Annotated in this window: 18 protein-coding genes; 9 read left to right on the top strand and 9 right to left on the bottom strand. The window is 50.1% G+C overall.

What is annotated here, in order from left to right; all coding sequences use genetic code 11:
• Positions 1–64 precede the first annotated feature (64 nt).
• A complete protein-coding gene (hns, locus tag ACOKCT_RS16760; protein WP_039030686.1) occupies positions 65–478 on the bottom strand; it encodes a histone-like nucleoid-structuring protein H-NS in 414 nt (137 codons plus the stop codon).
• 548 nt (positions 479–1,026) lie between these two features.
• Here hns and tdk point away from each other — a divergent pair.
• A complete protein-coding gene (gene tdk / locus ACOKCT_RS16755) occupies positions 1,027–1,641 on the top strand; it encodes a thymidine kinase (RefSeq protein WP_103179920.1) in 615 nt (204 codons plus the stop codon).
• 83 nt (positions 1,642–1,724) lie between these two features.
• Here the strand turns inward: tdk and adhE are convergent, their stop codons facing one another.
• Complete coding sequence (adhE, locus tag ACOKCT_RS16750; protein WP_420193681.1) at positions 1,725–4,403, bottom strand: bifunctional acetaldehyde-CoA/alcohol dehydrogenase; 2,679 nt, start codon at positions 4,401–4,403, stop codon at positions 1,725–1,727.
• 476 nt (positions 4,404–4,879) lie between these two features.
• Between adhE and ACOKCT_RS16745 the strand changes: the two genes are divergently transcribed.
• The 6 genes from ACOKCT_RS16745 to oppF all read left to right on the top strand — a co-directional run bounded on the left by ACOKCT_RS16745 (position 4,880) and on the right by oppF (position 11,886).
• Positions 4,880–5,527, top strand: coding sequence for a YchE family NAAT transporter (locus tag ACOKCT_RS16745; RefSeq protein ID WP_103179918.1), 648 nt, complete (start codon positions 4,880–4,882; stop codon positions 5,525–5,527).
• 772 nt (positions 5,528–6,299) lie between these two features.
• A complete protein-coding gene (oppA, locus tag ACOKCT_RS16740) occupies positions 6,300–7,931 on the top strand; it encodes an oligopeptide ABC transporter substrate-binding protein OppA (RefSeq protein ID WP_103179917.1) in 1,632 nt (543 codons plus the stop codon).
• An 85-nt stretch (positions 7,932–8,016) separates the two neighbouring features.
• Positions 8,017–8,937, top strand: a complete 921-nt coding sequence (gene oppB, locus ACOKCT_RS16735; RefSeq protein ID WP_103179916.1) for an oligopeptide ABC transporter permease OppB — start codon at positions 8,017–8,019, stop codon at positions 8,935–8,937.
• A gap of 14 nt (positions 8,938–8,951) precedes the next feature.
• Complete coding sequence (oppC, locus tag ACOKCT_RS16730; RefSeq protein WP_103179915.1) at positions 8,952–9,860, top strand: oligopeptide ABC transporter permease OppC; 909 nt, start codon at positions 8,952–8,954, stop codon at positions 9,858–9,860.
• Positions 9,861–9,871: 11 nt separating this feature from the next.
• Positions 9,872–10,885 carry an ABC transporter ATP-binding protein gene (locus ACOKCT_RS16725; RefSeq protein ID WP_103179914.1) on the top strand — a complete coding sequence of 338 codons (1,014 nt, stop codon included), beginning with the start codon at positions 9,872–9,874 and terminating at the stop codon, positions 10,883–10,885.
• A complete protein-coding gene (oppF, locus tag ACOKCT_RS16720; protein WP_103179913.1) occupies positions 10,882–11,886 on the top strand; it encodes a murein tripeptide/oligopeptide ABC transporter ATP-binding protein OppF in 1,005 nt (334 codons plus the stop codon). The genes ACOKCT_RS16725 and oppF overlap by 4 nt, the downstream gene beginning before the upstream one ends.
• Before the next feature lie 43 nt (positions 11,887–11,929).
• On the opposite strand, the gene ACOKCT_RS16715 is transcribed toward oppF, so the two are convergent.
• Both ACOKCT_RS16715 and cls read right to left on the bottom strand, forming a co-directional pair.
• The gene (locus tag ACOKCT_RS16715; RefSeq protein ID WP_103179912.1) at positions 11,930–12,259 is read right to left on the bottom strand and encodes an HI1450 family dsDNA-mimic protein; all 330 of its coding nucleotides are present in this window, start codon (positions 12,257–12,259) and stop codon (positions 11,930–11,932) included.
• Between the two features lie 33 nt (positions 12,260–12,292).
• Entirely contained in the window at positions 12,293–13,753 is a 1,461-nt protein-coding gene (gene cls / locus ACOKCT_RS16710; protein WP_103179911.1) for a cardiolipin synthase, read from the bottom strand.
• Positions 13,754–13,895: 142 nt separating this feature from the next.
• Here cls and ACOKCT_RS16705 point away from each other — a divergent pair, with 142 nt between their 5' ends.
• Positions 13,896–14,069, top strand: coding sequence for a YciY family protein (locus ACOKCT_RS16705; protein ID WP_139156347.1), 174 nt, complete (start codon positions 13,896–13,898; stop codon positions 14,067–14,069).
• Positions 14,070–14,135: 66 nt separating this feature from the next.
• Positions 14,136–14,771 carry a leucine efflux protein LeuE gene (gene leuE / locus ACOKCT_RS16700; protein ID WP_420193736.1) on the top strand — a complete coding sequence of 212 codons (636 nt, stop codon included), beginning with the start codon at positions 14,136–14,138 and terminating at the stop codon, positions 14,769–14,771.
• A 36-nt stretch (positions 14,772–14,807) separates the two neighbouring features.
• Here leuE and ACOKCT_RS16695 read toward each other — a convergent pair whose 3' ends face one another.
• The 5 genes from ACOKCT_RS16695 to ACOKCT_RS16675 all read right to left on the bottom strand — a co-directional run bounded on the left by ACOKCT_RS16695 (position 14,808) and on the right by ACOKCT_RS16675 (position 16,617).
• The gene (locus ACOKCT_RS16695) at positions 14,808–15,104 is read right to left on the bottom strand and encodes a YciI family protein (protein ID WP_032611245.1); all 297 of its coding nucleotides are present in this window, start codon (positions 15,102–15,104) and stop codon (positions 14,808–14,810) included.
• 286 nt (positions 15,105–15,390) lie between these two features.
• On the bottom strand, positions 15,391–15,594 hold the full coding sequence (locus ACOKCT_RS16690) for a hypothetical protein (protein ID WP_008804421.1): 204 nt from the start codon (positions 15,592–15,594) through the stop codon (positions 15,391–15,393).
• Positions 15,591–15,767, bottom strand: a complete 177-nt coding sequence (locus ACOKCT_RS16685) for a hypothetical protein (RefSeq protein ID WP_008804422.1) — start codon at positions 15,765–15,767, stop codon at positions 15,591–15,593. The genes ACOKCT_RS16690 and ACOKCT_RS16685 overlap by 4 nt, the downstream gene beginning before the upstream one ends.
• The gene (locus ACOKCT_RS16680) at positions 15,768–16,103 is read right to left on the bottom strand and encodes a hypothetical protein (RefSeq protein ID WP_041165403.1); all 336 of its coding nucleotides are present in this window, start codon (positions 16,101–16,103) and stop codon (positions 15,768–15,770) included. It abuts the gene before it with no gap.
• Positions 16,096–16,617, bottom strand: coding sequence for a hypothetical protein (locus ACOKCT_RS16675; protein WP_255046277.1), 522 nt, complete (start codon positions 16,615–16,617; stop codon positions 16,096–16,098). Before ACOKCT_RS16675 ends, ACOKCT_RS16680 begins: the two co-directional genes overlap by 8 nt.
• Between the last annotated feature and the right edge of the window lie 1,324 nt (positions 16,618–17,941).

The following is a 17,941-nucleotide window of genomic DNA, read 5'->3' as shown; positions in this document are numbered from 1 at the left end:
CACGAGATAAAATAAAGGCATAAAAAATCCCGCATTAAGCGGGATTTTTCGGATATTTACTGGCTTATTCCTGGATCAGGAAGTCGTCCAGTTGTTTACCTTGCTCATCCATTGCTTTTTTGATAACAGCTGGAGTACGGCCCTGGCCGGTCCAGGTTTTAGATTCGCCGTTCTCATCGATGTAGCTATATTTAGCCGGACGCGCAGCACGTTTAGCTTTAGTACCGGTTTTAGCGGCAGCCATGCTGTTCAGCAATTCGTTAGGATCAATACCATCAGCGATCAGCATTTCACGATATTGCTGCAGTTTACGTGTACGTTCTTCGATTTCAGCAGCAGCGGCGTTTTCTTCTTCACGACGCTCATTAACAACGACTTCTAATTTCTCCAGCATTTCTTCAAGCGTTTCCAGAGTACATTCTCTCGCCTGGGCACGGAGAGTGCGGATGTTGTTCAGAATTTTAAGTGCTTCGCTCATTGTAGTAATCTCAAACTTATAATGTGGGGGTTTGTTGAGGTAATAATAGAGGCATAAATTGATATGTGCAATAGGCCAGAATGTAAGGAATTCAAAAATACCTAATATTCGGCACTATTATTAATTACCGGAACTTAAATTTGGCGGGGAGAAAGGGGGGCGACGTTATCAAAAGATGCGTTGTAAACCTGACGGTGAACTCTTTTTTTACAGGCAATTTTCATGGGGATTATTGTTTCTCCGGATAAATATCAACCTTTCGTATTAGTACTGAAAACACGGTTACCCGATGAAACCGTTAATTACGCCTGAATCATTTTCAGCCTGGTGGCGACATTAAAATAACAGGTTTTTCCGGAACTTAGCGTTTATAAAACCATGGGTTTTTATGTTCTTTTCGTATGCTCCTTCATGATGTGTCCTATATCCCGGTGGTGGATAAAATCTCTCGTAACGCGGGTCTTCCGCGCTGCAGCACGGAAGACCCGACAAAATATGGTACAATCGCCTATCGGTAATAATACACATTGATTAGGGTTTAACGGCCAATGGCACAACTGTATTTCTACTATTCAGCAATGAACGCAGGTAAGTCGACCGCGTTACTGCAATCCTCCTACAATTACCAGGAGCGTGGGATGCGTACGGTGGTTTACACCGCCGAAATCGATGACCGTTTTGGTGCCGGAAAAGTGAGTTCGCGAATTGGCCTCTCTTCTCCAGCCAGGTTATTTAACCCACAAACTAATCTGCTGGACGAAATTCGTGCACAGGCGGCTGACCAGGCAGTCCATTGCGTGCTGGTGGATGAGAGCCAGTTTTTAACGCGTCAGCAGGTTCATGAGCTTTCTGAAGTCGTTGATGAACTGGATATTCCAGTACTTTGCTATGGGCTGCGAACGGATTTTCGCGGCGAACTGTTTGTCGGCAGCCAGTATTTGCTGGCATGGTCAGATAAGCTGGTGGAATTAAAAACCATCTGCTTCTGCGGGCGTAAAGCGAGTATGGTGCTGCGTCTTGATCAGGCAGGAAAACCCTATGCGGAAGGCGAACAGGTGGTGATTGGCGGTAATGAGCGCTATGTATCCGTATGTCGTAAGCATTATAAAGAGGCGCTGGTAACAGGCTCTCTGACGGCGATTCAGGAAGCCAGTCGTCGTTAACGGTCCAGTTCGTCTGTCGCTATTTGCGCTGGAAAAGAGACATAAAAAAACCCGCCGGAGCGGGTTTTTTATTGAGCGATTAATTAAGCGCTTTTCTTCGCTTTCTTATCCGCTTTTACCAGCGTTTCTACAGCTGCCGGTGCAGCAACCACACCTTCAGTGTATTCGCGGCCATAGAAGGTATCCAGCAGGATCTGTTTCAGCTCTGCGATCAGTGGGTAGCGCGGGTTCGCACCGGTACACTGGTCATCAAAGGCATCTTCAGACAGCTTGTCTACGTGTGCCAGGAAGTCAGCTTCCTGAACGCCAGCTTCACGGATAGACTTAGGAATACCCAGTTCCGCTTTCAGGCTTTCCAGCCATGCCAGCAGTTTCTCGATCTTCGCAGCAGTACGATCGCCAGGAGCGCTCAGGCCCAGGTGGTCAGCAATTTCTGCGTAGCGACGACGAGCCTGCGGACGGTCGTACTGGCTGAATGCCGTCTGCTTGGTCGGGTTATCGTTAGCGTTGTAACGGATAACGTTAGAAATCAGCAGGGCGTTCGCCAGACCGTGAGGAATGTGGAACTGAGAGCCCAGCTTGTGCGCCATGGAGTGACACACACCCAGGAAGGCGTTAGCAAACGCGATACCGGCGATGGTGGCAGCACTGTGCACACGCTCACGGGCAACCGGGTTTTTAGAGCCTTCGTTATAAGAGGCTGGCAGGTTCTCTTTCAGCAGTTTCAGTGCCTGCAGAGCCTGACCGTCAGAGAACTCAGACGCCAGTACAGAAACATAAGCTTCCAGGGCGTGAGTTACCGCATCCAGACCACCGAATGCACAGAGTGATTTCGGCATGTCCATGACCAGGTTGGCGTCAACAATCGCCATGTCCGGGGTCAGAGCGTAGTCTGCCAGTGGGTATTTCTGACCTGTTGCATCGTCGGTAACAACAGCAAATGGCGTCACTTCAGAACCGGTACCGGAAGTGGTGGTGACGGCGATCATTTTCGCTTTCACGCCCATTTTCGGGAACTTGTAGATACGTTTACGGATATCCATAAAGCGCAGCGCCAGCTCTTCGAAGTGCGTTTCTGGGTGCTCGTACATTACCCACATAATTTTGGCTGCGTCCATTGGGGAGCCGCCACCCAGCGCGATGATCACGTCTGGTTTGAAGGAGTTTGCCAGCTCTGCGCCTTTGCGAACAACGGACAGGGTTGGGTCAGCTTCAACTTCGAAGAAGACTTCAGTTTCCACGCCAGCCGCTTTCAGAACAGAGGTGATCTGGTCTGCGTAGCCGTTGTTGAACAGGAAACGGTCAGTCACGATGAGCGCACGTTTGTGGCCATCAGTAATCACTTCATCCAGCGCGATTGGCAGGGAGCCACGGCGGAAGTAGATAGATTTCGGAAGTTTATGCCACAACATGTTTTCAGCTCGCTTAGCAACGGTTTTCTTGTTGATCAAGTGCTTAGGACCAACGTTCTCAGAGATGGAGTTACCACCCCATGAACCACAACCCAGAGTCAGGGAAGGCGCGAGTTTGAAGTTATACAGGTCACCGATACCACCCTGAGAAGCAGGGGTGTTAATCAGAATACGTGCTGTTTTCATCATCTGACCGAAGTGAGCAACACGATCTGGCTGGTTGTCCTGGTCGGTATACAGGCAGGAGGTATGACCGATACCGCCCATAGCTACCAGTTTCTCCGCTTTAACAACCGCTTCTTCAAAATCTTTCGCGCGGTACATTGCCAGCGTCGGAGAGAGTTTTTCGTGCGCAAACGGCTCGCTTTCGTCAACGATATTCACTTCGCCAATCAGGATCTTCGTGCTGGCTGGAACGGTGAAACCTGCCAGTTCAGCAATTTTATACGCTGGCTGACCTACGATGGCGGCGTTCAGTGCACCATTTTTCAGGATGATGTCCTGAACCGCTTTCAGCTCTTTACCCTGCAGCAGGTAGCCGCCGTGGCTGGCGAAACGTTCGCGAACGGCATCGTATACGGAGTCAACAACCACAACGGACTGCTCGGAAGCACAGATTACGCCGTTATCGAAGGTTTTAGACATCAGTACAGAGGCAACAGCACGTTTGATATCGGCGGTTTCGTCGATAACAACAGGGGTATTACCCGCACCTACGCCGATAGCCGGTTTACCGGAGCTATAGGCCGCTTTAACCATGCCTGGGCCACCAGTTGCCAGAATCAGGTTAATGTCTGGGTGGTGCATCAGAGCGTTAGACAGCTCCACGGAAGGCTGATCGATCCAGCCGATCAGGTCTTTTGGTGCACCCGCAGCGATCGCCGCTTGCAGAACGATATCTGCAGCTTTGTTGGTGGCATCTTTAGCACGTGGGTGTGGAGAGAAAATGATCGCGTTACGCGTCTTCAGGCTGATGAGCGATTTGAAGATAGCAGTAGACGTTGGGTTGGTGGTTGGAACGATACCGCAGATGATGCCGATTGGCTCAGCAATGGTGATGGTACCGAACGTGTTATCTTCAGACAGAACGCCACAAGTCTTCTCGTCTTTATAGGCGTTGTAGATATACTCGGAAGCAAAGTGGTTTTTGATCACTTTATCTTCGACGATACCCATACCAGATTCGGCAACGGCCATTTTAGCGAGAGGGATTCGAGCATCTGCAGCAGCCAGAGCGGCGGCGCGGAAGATTTTATCAACCTGTTCTTGGGTGAAATTGGCATATTCACGCTGGGCTTTTTTTACGCGCTCTACAAGTGCGTTAAGTTCAGCGACATTAGTAACAGCCATAATGCTCTCCTGATAATGTTAAACTCTTTTAGTAAATCAGCTGCTCGACACGAAAACAGTATAGTCAGCGTCATTGCCACTTGCTTAACTTACGTAAAAACAAGGTGTTAATGTTTTTATCGTTCCCCTGATTTACTAAAAGAGCCTCCCATCAGTAGCCTACGTTCAGACTCTGAGTCTCCCTGGTGGCGTAATCAAGATTACTCACTTCTGAGTACCGAAAACATGATCTGTATCAATTTATCCATAAGCTGATACCTTTCAGCAGGGGTATTTTAGGGCATTTCGTCAGTTGTTAAATAATTGCAAAACTAATTGAACCATAACAACGTATAAAGTACACAAATATTTTACAGCGTTACATCACCATATTTAGCATTATTGTGGTGAACTGGCGGCATAAAAGGCGTATCGTCTGCGCGGTTACTGTGGATGCCACATTTTATATTGAGACTTGCTAATCAGCGGAGCTAACAGTGAGCCTATCGCTCTTTGATTTCCCAACCTATTTTAAGTTTTTTATCGGTCTGTTCGCGCTGGTGAACCCGGTGGGTATTATTCCCGTCTTCATCAGTATGACCAGCTATCAAACCGCCCTTGCCAGGAATAAAACCAACCTGACGGCAAATTTGTCTGTGGCCATCATCCTGCTGACGTCGCTCTATCTTGGGGACTCAATATTGCAGATTTTTGGCATCTCAATCGATTCGTTCAGAATTGCCGGTGGGATCCTCGTCGTCACCATTGCCATGTCAATGATCAGCGGCAAGCTGGGTGAGGACAAACAGAACAAGCAGGAGAAATCAGAAACCGCCATCCGCGAGAGCATTGGCGTGGTGCCGCTGGCGTTGCCCTTGATGGCAGGGCCAGGGGCTATCAGTTCTACCATCGTATGGGGAACGCGTTACCATAACCTGATGCATCTGATTGGCTTTTCGATCGCCATTGCTCTGTTTGCCTTCTGTTGCTGGGGGGTATTCCGTATTGCGCCATGGCTGGTACGCCTGTTGGGACAGACGGGTATTAACGTTATCACCCGTATAATGGGTCTGCTGCTGATGGCGCTAGGGATTGAATTTATTGTAACCGGTCTGAAATCAATCTTTCCGGGGTTATTAGGTTAATCCTTCAAATGAAAAAGCGGAGCCCTGGGCTCCGCTTTTTTTGTCATTATCAGCAAATCATATAATGAAAGTTGAAAATCGCTTTAACTATAATTAATTTTATTAATAATTTTGTTTTGTTGATTTTCAATCACTTGCCTGTTCCCATGCCGCTCACCTGCTCATAAACTGCGCAATACGTCTGTTATTTTACTCACACAATACTCTGGGGCTTGCTGCAAGATTACTGAGATGATATTAGTAATTTGCTGAATGATTTAGATGAATGTGCTAAATAATAGACAGTTGTTAATTTTTTGTACAAAAAAGAGAACGCTTCTGGCATCGCGGTGCGCTCATCCATAACATTTTCTTCATCTCATTGAATATTGGTCACTTTTTTCTTTTTCGGTGCGGGACATAGCAGGCCACGGCATGACGGTCCCTTCCGTAAAAGAGAATTGGTTAACAAATTTGCAAAATGTATTGGCACCTAAGTAACTCATTTGGTACTTTCCGGCCATTCCATTTCAGCGTAATTCTTCTAGTTGAGAATCTTTTTCATTAACGATTTTGACCTATAAGAATTAATACATGCCTCGGCAGGGGAGGCATGTCACAAATCGACGCAAGGCGGCCAGACGAGCCGCCAGTAATAGTAAAGTCGGTGATAGCGAGAAGTAAAAAACGCCTGACGGCAGCATAAACTCCTACGTTGTCAGGGAACCCCTAAAAAGGGGAATTAAACAGGCTGGTAAAAACCAGTAATTATAAAGAGTGGAGTATCAACACAATGTCCATCATCACAAAAAAAAGTCTGGTAGCTGCGGGGATTTTAACTGCGCTAATCGCAGGCAACGTTGCAATGGCTGCTGACGTCCCTGCTGGAGTTCAACTGGCGGAGAAGCAAACGCTGGTGCGTAACAACGGTGCTGAGGTTCAGTCTCTGGATCCGCACAAGATTGAAGGTGTACCGGAGTCTAACGTTAACCGCGATCTGTTCGAAGGTCTGCTGGTCACTGACGTAAACGGCCACCCGGTTGCGGGTGTAGCTGAAAAATGGGAAAACAAAGACTTTAAAGTCTGGACCTTCCACCTGCGTAAAGACGCGAAATGGTCCGATGGTTCCCCGGTTACCGCCCACGATTTCGTTTATAGCTGGCAGCGTCTGGCAGATCCTAATACTGCCTCACCGTATGCGAGCTATCTGCAGTATGGCCACATCGCCAATATTGATGACATCATCACCGGTAAAAAACCGATTACCGATCTCGGCGTAAAAGCGATCGATGACAATACGTTCGAAGTTACCCTGAGCGAGCCGGTCCCTTATTTCTATAAGCTGCTGGTTCACCCGTCCGTCTCCCCGGTTCCAAAAGCCGCGGTTGAAAAATTTGGCGATAAGTGGACTCAGCCCGCCAATATCGTGACTAACGGCGCCTACAAGCTGAAAGCCTGGGTCGTTAACGAACGTATCGACCTGGAGCGTAATACCAACTACTGGGATAACGCGAAAACTGTCATTAATCAGGTCACCTATCTGCCAATCTCTTCTGAAGTGACTGACGTTAACCGCTACCGCAGCGGCGAAATCGACATGACCTATAACAACATGCCGATTGAACTGTTCCAGAAGCTGAAGAAAGAGATCCCTGCTGAAGTACACGTTGACCCGTACCTCTGCACCTATTATTACGAAATCAACAACCAGAAAGCGCCATTCACTGACGTTCGCGTTCGTACCGCCCTGAAGCTGGCGCTGGATCGCGATATCATCGTCAACAAAGTGAAAAACCAGGGCGACCTGCCAGCGTACAGCTACACGCCACCGTACACCGATGGTGCGAAGCTGACCGAGCCAGAATGGTTCAAAATGACCCAGGAACAGCGTAATGCAGAAGCGAAGAAACTGCTGGCCGAAGCGGGTTATACCGCAGACAAGCCGCTGACCTTCAGCCTGCTGTATAACACCTCCGATCTGCATAAGAAACTGGCTATCGCAGTCTCTTCCATCTGGAAGAAAAACCTGGGTGTGAACGTGAAGCTGGAAAACCAGGAGTGGAAAACCTTCCTGGATAGCCGCCATCAGGGCACCTTTGATGTGGCGCGTGCCGGCTGGTGTGCGGACTACAACGAGCCGACCTCTTTCCTGAACACCATGCTGAGCGACAGCTCGAACAACACCGCGCACTATAAGAGCGCAGAGTTCGATAAGCTGATCGGCGATACCCTGAAAGTGACTGACGAAGCGCAGCGCGCCGAGCTCTACGCGAAAGCGGAACAGCAGCTCGACAAAGATTCTGCGATCGTACCGGTTTACTACTACGTGAACGCCCGTCTGGTGAAACCGTGGGTAGGTGGATATACCGGGAAAGACCCGATGGATAATATCTACGTTAAAAACTTGTATATTATCAAGCATTAATGGCAATGAGTGGGGCGGGCGCTGTCTGCCCCACGGTGTCTACTCATCGTAATATTATATAGGCACACGCCAGAAGGTACGGGCAATGTTGAAATTTATCCTACGTCGCTGTCTTGAAGCGATCCCAACGCTATTCATTCTTATCACGATCTCCTTCTTTATGATGCGTCTCGCGCCGGGAAGTCCATTCACCGGTGAACGTACGCTGCCGCCAGAAGTTATGGCGAATATCGAAGCGAAATATCATTTAAACGATCCTATCTCCACCCAGTATTTCAACTATCTGAAACAGCTGGCCCACGGTGATTTTGGTCCGTCGTTTAAATATAAAGATTATTCCGTAAACGATCTGGTGGCGTCCAGCTTCCCCGTTTCGGCGAAATTAGGCGCCGCGGCGTTTTTACTGGCCGTTATTCTTGGCGTCACGGCGGGCGTTATTGCCGCGCTTAACCAGAACACGAAATGGGATTACACCGTTATGGGGGTGGCAATGACCGGTGTCGTCATACCGAGTTTTGTCGTGGCCCCTTTGCTGGTCATGATATTTGCCATCACCCTGAAATGGCTGCCCGGCGGCGGCTGGAATGGCGGGGCGCTGAAATTTATGATCCTGCCGATGGTCGCGTTGTCTCTCGCCTATATCGCCAGTATTTCGCGTATCACCCGTGGTTCAATGATTGAAGTGCTGCACTCGAACTTCATCCGTACTGCCCGGGCCAAAGGGCTGCCGATGCGCCGCATCATCTTCCGTCATGCGTTAAAACCTGCGCTGCTGCCGGTGCTCTCTTATCTGGGCCCTGCGTTCGTCGGGATTATCACCGGGTCAATGGTTATCGAAACCATCTATGGTCTGCCGGGTATTGGTCAGCTGTTCGTTAACGGCGCCCTTAACCGCGACTATTCACTGGTACTGAGTCTGACCATTCTCGTTGGCGCGCTCACCATCTTCTTTAACGCGATCGTCGACGTGCTCTATGCCGTTATCGATCCGAAAATCCGCTACTGACACTGGAGCTCGCCATGATGTTAAGTAAGAAAAACAGCGAGGCGCTGGAAAACTTCAGTGAAAAACTGGAAGTGGAGGGGCGTAGCCTCTGGCAGGATGCACGCCGTCGCTTCATGCATAACCGTGCTGCGGTTGCCAGCCTGATTGTCCTGGTCCTTATCGCCCTGTTTGTGACGCTCGCGCCGATGCTGTCGCAGTTCACCTACTTCGATACCGACTGGGGCATGATGTCCAGCGCGCCGGATACCGAATCGGGCCACTACTTTGGTACCGACTCGTCCGGACGTGACCTGCTGGTCCGTGTGGCCATCGGTGGACGCATTTCGTTGATGGTAGGGATCGCAGCAGCTTTTGTTGCGGTGATTCTGGGTACGTTATACGGATCGCTCTCCGGCTATCTCGGCGGCAAGGTCGATTCGGTGATGATGCGTATTCTGGAGATCCTCAACTCCTTCCCGTTTATGTTCTTCGTCATTCTGCTGGTGACCTTCTTTGGCCAGAACATTTTGCTGATCTTTGTGGCTATCGGCATGGTCTCCTGGCTCGATATGGCGCGTATCGTGCGCGGCCAGACCCTGAGCCTGAAGCGCAAAGAGTTTATCGAAGCGGCGCAGGTGGGCGGGGTTTCGACCGGTAATATCGTGGTCCGTCATATCGTGCCAAACGTGCTGGGTGTGGTGGTGGTGTATGCCTCGCTGCTGGTACCTAGCATGATCCTGTTTGAATCTTTCCTGAGCTTCCTCGGCCTGGGTACCCAGGAGCCACTGAGCAGCTGGGGTGCGCTGCTGAGCGATGGCGCCAACTCTATGGAAGTTTCACCGTGGCTGCTGCTGTTCCCGGCGGGTTTCCTGGTGGTAACACTGTTTTGTTTCAACTTTATCGGCGATGGCCTGCGTGATGCCCTCGATCCGAAAGACCGTTAAGGAGTGCCGCCATGACTATTATTGAAACGGCATCTGCCCCACAAGCGCATCAGCAGGGTAACCTTCTGCTGGATGTGAAAGATCTGCGCGTCACCTTTAAAACGCCTGATGGCGATGTGACTGCGGTAAACGATCTTAACTTCAGCCTGCGTGCTGGCGAAACGCTGGGTATCGTGGGTGAATCCGGTTCCGGTAAATCCCAGACGGCGTTCGCGCTGATGGGGCTGCTGGCACAGAATGGCGTTATCGGCGGCTCTGCCACCTTTAACGGTAAGCAGATCCTTAACCTGCCGGAGAACGAGCTTAACAAGCTGCGTGCCGAGCAAATATCCATGATTTTCCAGGATCCGATGACCTCCCTGAACCCGTACATGCGTGTGGGCGAGCAGCTGATGGAAGTGCTGATGCTGCACAAGGGGATGGGCAAAGCCGAAGCGTTTGAAGAGTCGGTTAAGATGCTGGATGCGGTAAAAATGCCGGAAGCGCGTAAGCGTATGCGCATGTTCCCGCACGAGTTCTCCGGCGGGATGCGCCAGCGCGTGATGATCGCGATGGCGCTGCTGTGCCGGCCAAAACTGCTCATTGCCGATGAACCGACCACCGCCCTGGACGTGACCGTTCAGGCGCAGATCATGACCCTGCTGAACGAGCTGAAGCGCGAGTTTAATACTGCGATCATCATGATTACCCACGATCTGGGCGTCGTGGCCGGGATCTGCGATAAAGTGCTGGTGATGTATGCCGGGCGTACCATGGAGTACGGTAAAGCGCGAGATGTCTTCTATCATCCGGCGCACCCGTACTCCATTGGCCTGCTGAATGCGGTACCGCGTCTTGATGCGGAAGGGGAGTCGCTGCTGACCATTCCTGGCAACCCGCCCAACCTGCTGCGTCTGCCGAAAGGCTGCCCGTTCCAGCCGCGCTGTCCGCACGCGATGGAAATCTGCAACAGCGCGCCGCCGCTGGAAGAGTTTGCACCAGGCCGTCTGCGTGCCTGCTTTAAGCCGTACGAGGAGCTGGTATGACAGCCATTGACGAAAAAAGAAATGTTCTGCTTGAAATCGCCGATCTGAAAGTGCACTTCGACATCAAAGACGGCAAGCAGTGGTTCTGGCAGCCGGCGAAAACCCTGAAAGCGGTTGACGGCGTCACCCTGCGTCTCTACGAGGGGGAGACCCTTGGCGTGGTGGGGGAGTCGGGCTGCGGCAAATCCACCTTTGCCCGCGCGATCATCGGCCTGGTCAAAGCCACTGGCGGCAAGGTCGCCTGGCTGGGTAAAGATCTGCTGGGGATGAAGCCGGAAGAGTGGCGCGAGGTCCGAAGCGACATTCAGATGATTTTCCAGGACCCGCTGGCGTCACTGAACCCGCGTATGACCATTGGCGAGATCATCGCTGAGCCGCTGCGCACCTACCATCCGAAGATGCCGCGTACCGAAGTGCGCGACCGCGTCAAGGCGATGATGATGAAGGTCGGTCTGCTGCCGAACCTTATCAACCGCTATCCGCACGAGTTCTCGGGCGGCCAGTGCCAGCGTATCGGCATTGCCCGCGCGCTGATCCTTGAGCCGAAGCTGATTATCTGTGACGAACCGGTCTCCGCGCTGGACGTGTCGATTCAGGCGCAGGTAGTTAACCTGCTGCAAAAACTGCAGCGTGAGATGGGGCTGTCACTAATCTTTATCGCCCACGACCTGGCGGTGGTGAAGCACATCTCCGATCGCGTACTGGTGATGTATCTGGGCCATGCGGTGGAGCTGGGCACCTATGATGAGGTGTATCATAATCCGTTACACCCTTACACCAGAGCGCTGATGTCTGCCGTGCCGGTGCCGGATCCTGACCTGGAGCAGAATAAGACCATTCAGCTGCTGGAAGGGGAACTGCCGTCGCCCATCAACCCGCCGTCTGGCTGCGTGTTCCGTACCCGCTGCCCGATTGCCGGGCCGGAGTGCGCGAAAACGCGTCCGGTACTGGAGGGCAGCTTCCGCCATGCGGTCTCCTGCCTGAAGGTTGACCCGCTCTGACCGGGTAAAAGGCAATAAAAAAGGCTGCAATCGCAGCCTTTTTTTATTCGCGCCAGAGTATGTGGCAGAGCTTGTGGTCTTTCTCACGACACAGCAGAACGCGGGCAAAAATATCATTGATCTCGCCCCCGTCGGTCTCCGCCAGGCCAATTACCACCTCGGCGAAGAAGTCCGGGTTCAGGTCGTAATCGACATGTTCAGCCCAGTCTTCAGACGGATCGAACAGCTCGGCGCCGCCACGCTCTTCAAACTGTAAATTAAAGAGAATCACGTCAGCCGGGTCGAGATTATCGACGGCCAGTTCCAGAAAGATATCGTAGGCCTGCTCGAGCGTTTCGTCTTCGGTCAGGCGATTGTTCAGATCCATTTCCATGATGACTACCTGTTTAACATCGTTGGGCACGTTTTACAGCAACGGACTAAAGAAGTAAAACAGTCGTTCGGCAATTCGCTGCCATAGCGGCCTTTTCATCCACAGACGGGCATCCAGCAGGCGGGAGCGCGAGATATAATCATCCTGCACGGCCGCCAGATCGCCCCCAAAACCGGTATCGTCGATCACCAGCGTGATCTCAAAATTGAGCCACAGACTACGCATATCGAGGTTCACTGTTCCCACCAGGCTGAGCTCACCGTCCACCAGCACGCTCTTGGTATGCAACAGCCCACCTTCAAACTGGTAAATCTTCACCCCGGCTGCCAGCAGTTCGCTGAAAAAGGCCCGGCTGGCCCAGCCCACCAGCACCGAATCGTTCTTGCGCGGCAGGATGATACTGACGTCGACCCCGCGCTGGGCGGCGGTGCAGATAGCGTGGAGCAGATCGTCACTCGGCACGAAATAGGGGGTGGTCATGATCAGGTATTCGCGGGCGGAATAGGCGGCGGTCAATAACGCCTGATGGATCAGATCTTCCGGGAAGCCCGGTCCGGAGGCGATAGTGTGAATAGTGTGCCCACTGGCCTGTTCAAACGGCATGATATTGGCATCCGGCGGTGGGGGCAGAATGCGTTTGCCAGTTTCAATCTCCCAGTCACAGGAGTAGACGATCCCCATCGCGGTGGCGACCGGGCCCTCCATGCGCGCCATCAGATCGATCCACTGACCCACACCGGCATCCTGTTTAAAGAAGCGCGGGTCGACCATGTTCATGCTGCCGGTATAGGCGATGTAGTTGTCGATGAGCACCATTTTGCGGTGCTGGCGCAGATCCATCCTGCGCAGAAACACACGCATCAGGTTAACCTTTAACGCTTCGACCACTTCCACACCGGCATTGCGCATCATGGATGCCCAGTTGCTGCGGAAAAAATTCACGCTACCGGCGGAGTCGAGCATCAGACGGCAGTGGATCCCCCGGCGTGCCGCGGCCATCAGGGATTCAGCTACCTGATCGGCCATGCCACCGGGCTGCCAGATATAAAACACCATCTCGATATTATGCCGCGCCAGCTGAATATCGCGGATCAGGGCGTTCATCACGTCATCAGAGGTGGTCATCAATTGCAGCTGATTGCCTTTCACCCCGGCAATCCCCTGGCGGCGCTCACAGAGCTTAAATAACGACGCGGCGACGTCACTGTTCTCTTCGGCAAAAATATGTTTGCAGGATTTCAGATCGTTCAGCCATTTCGCCGTGGAGGGCCACATCGCCCGGGCACGCTCGGCCCGGCGTTTACCGAGGTGAAGCTCGCCAAAGGATAAATACGCAATGATGCCGACCAGCGGCAGGATATAAATAATCAACAGCCATGCCATGGCAGAGGGAACGGCTCGGCGCTTCATCAGGATGCGTAATGTCACCCCTGCGATTAACAGCCAGTATCCCAGAATGAGCAGCCAACTCACCACGGTGTAGAAGGTTGTCATAATAAAAAATCCTTTTGAAAGCGTATTGTTAAGAGTTTACGCGTCAGGATTTTTCTGGCAAATAAAAACGCCAGATAAAAGCGCTGGTCTGCCGCAGGCAAGGGACTATAATGAACGCTCTGTTTTGTGAAGAGTTGGTAACATGAAGCGCAGTAGAACAGAAGTAGGGCGCTGGCGCATGTTGCGACAGACAAGTCGTCGCAAAGCGCGTTGGCTGGAAGCACAATCCCGCCGTAATATGCGTATCCACGCCATCAGAAAATGCAGTATGAACCGTCATCGCAATGCGTTGCTGTTCGCCGTTCAGGATTACTGAATGACACAAGGGCACCCACAGAGGTGCCCGATGTTTTTTATTCGCTACGTCAAAAAGGAGGATGAGGTGTTTGCGGATTTGGGTGTACTGAATTTCTGGACCTATGTTGTCGGGGCTATTTTTATTGTTCTGGTGCCTGGGCCTAATACCTTATTCGTTTTAAAGACCGGTATTGGTCACGGTGTGAAAAAGGGCTATCTTGCCGCCAGTGGCGTATTTATTGGCGATGCGGTACTGATGTTTCTGGCATGGGCGGGGGTCGCGGCGCTGATCCAGACCACGCCAATGCTGTTTAATATTGTGCGCTATCTCGGGGCGTTCTATCTGTTATGGCTGGGCGGCAAAATGCTCTGGTCGGTAATAAGGCATACACAGCAGGGCGATGCTGGCGGTCTCGAACCGGCTAAAACCATAATGAAACGCTCGCTGGTGCTGAGTATGACCAACCCGAAGGCGATTTTGTTTTATGTCTCATTCTTTGTGCAGTTTATTGACGTTCGCGCGAAGCACACCGGCGTCGCTTTTATGATCCTCGCGGTCACGCTGGAAATCATCAGTTTTATCTATATGAGCTTCCTGATCTTCTCCGGCGCGTTTGTTACGCGCTACCTGAAAACCAAAAAGAAACTGGCGAAGCTGGGAAATGGTTTAATTGGATTACTGTTTGTTGGCTTTGCGGCGCGGCTGGCATCGCTGAACTAATAAGAAAAGGCTCCTGGTACGGAGCCTTTTTTTATCCTAGAAAACTTTTTTAAACGGCTTCACCACGACGTTATCATACACGCCTGCCGCCACATACGGGTCGTCCTGCGCCCAGGCCTGTGCCGCTTCGAGCGATTCAAATTCGGCAATCACCGTCGAGCCGGTAAAGCCAGCCGCGCCCGGATCGTTGCTGTCGACGGCAGGCATCGGGCCTGCGGTCAATAATCTGCCTTCGTCATGCAGCAGCTGTAAGCGCGCAAGGTGGGCAGGGCGTACGGAGAGACGTTTTTCCAGAGAATCAGCGACATCTGCAGCAAAAATCACGTAAAGCACAGCGGAGCTCCTTAACCGATAAAAGTGGGAATTACGTTATGTGAAAGTGCAGGTGACTGCAATGTAAAGATGGCAACATTGTTAAAACCTTGCGCCTGATGTGCCTTTTTTTCGCCAGCTGGACGGTAAAATCGGGCGAAGTTTAACTGGCTTATTGAATATGATTGCTATTTGCATTTAAAATCAGGGCCTGGCTTTTTAACTGAAACGATTATGACTTCAATGACCCTTGAATATAGGCTATTCGGGTTTTGAAAGTATCTGGTTTTCATTCACATTACAAGCACTAAGCCCGCTCTATCAGGTGAGCCAATGCCAGCAATCTCACGCGCTGCTCTGATAATCCGCCCAATTTGTAACGTCCCGCAAGTTCATAACCTACTCTGTCCAGCTTCTGTAGCATTGGGACAGGAATATTCAGGGCGAGATTTTGAGTTAACGGAATTGCATCCCCTTGAGACTTCAGAGGATTACACGGATAAAGCGTCATTCAAACCTCCTGAGCATCTCCCCGATTGCCAGTGTTAAACGTTGGTCTTCTGATACCACACCTTGACCAATCTGTTCAGAAAGCTTTTCCAGCTTTGTGATAAGCGATGGATGCAGCGTCATCAAAAGATTACAACTTACTTTCTGACCATATTCATTAAAGAGTTGATTCATTTACAGCCCTCCCATCGACTGAGCAACTTCAGCCGCTTCTGAGGCTGCTGTTATGGCTTTGTTTCGTTTTGTCTGTGCTTCGAGAATTCGTACAGTTGCATCACGCTGCAAGCGGGTGACCTTTGAAGAAGCTGCTTTCAGAATCCCGTCACAGAACGCTTTATGCTGGTTGCTCATGGCGCTGGTGGCCTTAACGTAATCAGCGGGATTGATACCTATAGCTTCACAGAAAGGCTGTACAGCGTCGATGGCAGTCACTGTATGACGTTGCATTAACTGAGCCTGTAAAGTGGCAATCTGAGCCTTGTAAGCGGCTTCAGTGACTTTGTTAGTCATTACCCACCTCACCAGCGACAATCACAGATAGATACGATTCAAGCGGTTTAATTCCCGATAACGCCTCTTCAGCCTGTTTCACCAATACATTGTGAGCATGGATGGCATTATTTACCTTATTCGCTTTCTCAGTGATTCCTGCATCAACAAATTTCTCAGCGGCTTTCTTACATGCCTTTTCAATCTCAGCAAGCGGGTTATGTTTTGGTGACTGCTGTAATAGTACAAACTTGATAAATCCAGCGCCCATTTCATACACAATATAATTCTCATTCATCATGTTCTGAATAATGGTCTGTACCATCGCTGGGTGTGTAACCTGTCGGATTCTGAATCCATAATCTTCGACTGGCTGAGACATTAGTTGCTTAGTCTTGATAGCAATAAGAGTATCTTTATTCAGGCTGTCTGCGTTGTAAATATCCTTTGCATCTTCGATATTTTCCAGTGCAGCTTTAATTTTGGGGATGAAATGTGATTCGATTTCAATTCGTTTCTGTGTAGGACTATTCATTATTAACGCTCTCGTGAAATTCAGATGCAAAAATACACCACACAGGCCGTCTTTTACGTAACCCGTGTAGTGTCATCTGGAATGTGTAAGGGGGTTGGCTGACCTGTCCCGAGGAAGGGATGCCACAGGAAAGCCATTAATTTGTCAGGAAATCAATCCAATATACAAATGTTAACATGTTGTTAAATTCTGTCAAAGGGTTTCAGTTTCTGACAGATAGCCTTGATAACTTCGTATCTTCTGGTTTTTGTCATCATACGGGGTGGGGTATAACCAGAGGGAGGTGTAATCCCTGTTAATTCGGAAAGGCTCTTATACTGCATGTAGAATTGACGTGTCTTTTCCGCTACGATAGTAAAGTATTTCTTTCTTTTCTTCATTCATGTTAATACTCCTGAAACAGGAAAGGTCACCCCCCATAATAAAACCTGAGAAAGTGACCTTCTAGCTATTCTCATCTATCTAAGACCCTGTTGACCGATTTTGATAAATGAGGATTACTGTATTATTATTATACGTAACTGTGTTTTTGTCCAGTGGCATTTTGTTATTACTGAAATTGATGGATGGTTATTATTGGTGGGGTGGGTGGTATGGCGGAAAAGCATATTTAGCACTTTTTGCTATTGACGGATTTTTTACGATTGATATAATGCATTAAGACCTTTACAGATTATCTTTAAAGTTTTCTGATTATTACTAATTGAATACTACAATAAGAAAATGGCTTACGCCAAAAGCCATTAAAATCTTATTATCTCTTCAAAGATACTTAATCAATACCTTTAAAGATTACTGTTAAGATGTGGAATCACCAATCAAGGAATTATCCTTTCAACATTCGCATGGCTTCGCGTTGTCATGCTCTTGCTTTCGCCTTGTAATCTATTCAGATAGCCTATCAGAACCCCTGTATGCCATTCTGAAGCGTTCCTAATATCAACCTACATTCTTCCCTCAAGGCCCATCATAAGCCCTCAGAAAGCGCTAAAATAGCTCAGGTTACAATTGCATCAAACCATTGCGTTTGATATAATAATCAACCTGTTAGAGATGAGTTCTCTTTGAGTTGTGGGAATATCTGGTGTCGTTGCTTAAGCCCCCGTTGAGTCGGGGTAGCTTGAGAGTTCAACTAGTCCGGCCATATCTAAAGAGATTTATCAAATGGCAGACATTCACAATAAGAGCGAAGACTAAACACCCCCAAATTGTTGAGTCACCTCACCTACAGCAATATTGTGAATTGCAACTTTTCAGACCTTCCCATCTGTTAAGCCATAGACAATCCATCACGGTGAAAAGGGTTCCTTCCCATCAAGCGTTA

This window comes from Leclercia sp. M-A074-M (assembly GCF_965195605.1).
Taxonomy (GTDB): Bacteria; Pseudomonadota; Gammaproteobacteria; order Enterobacterales; family Enterobacteriaceae; genus Enterobacter.
This window is presented reverse-complemented; position numbering and strand designations above follow the sequence as displayed.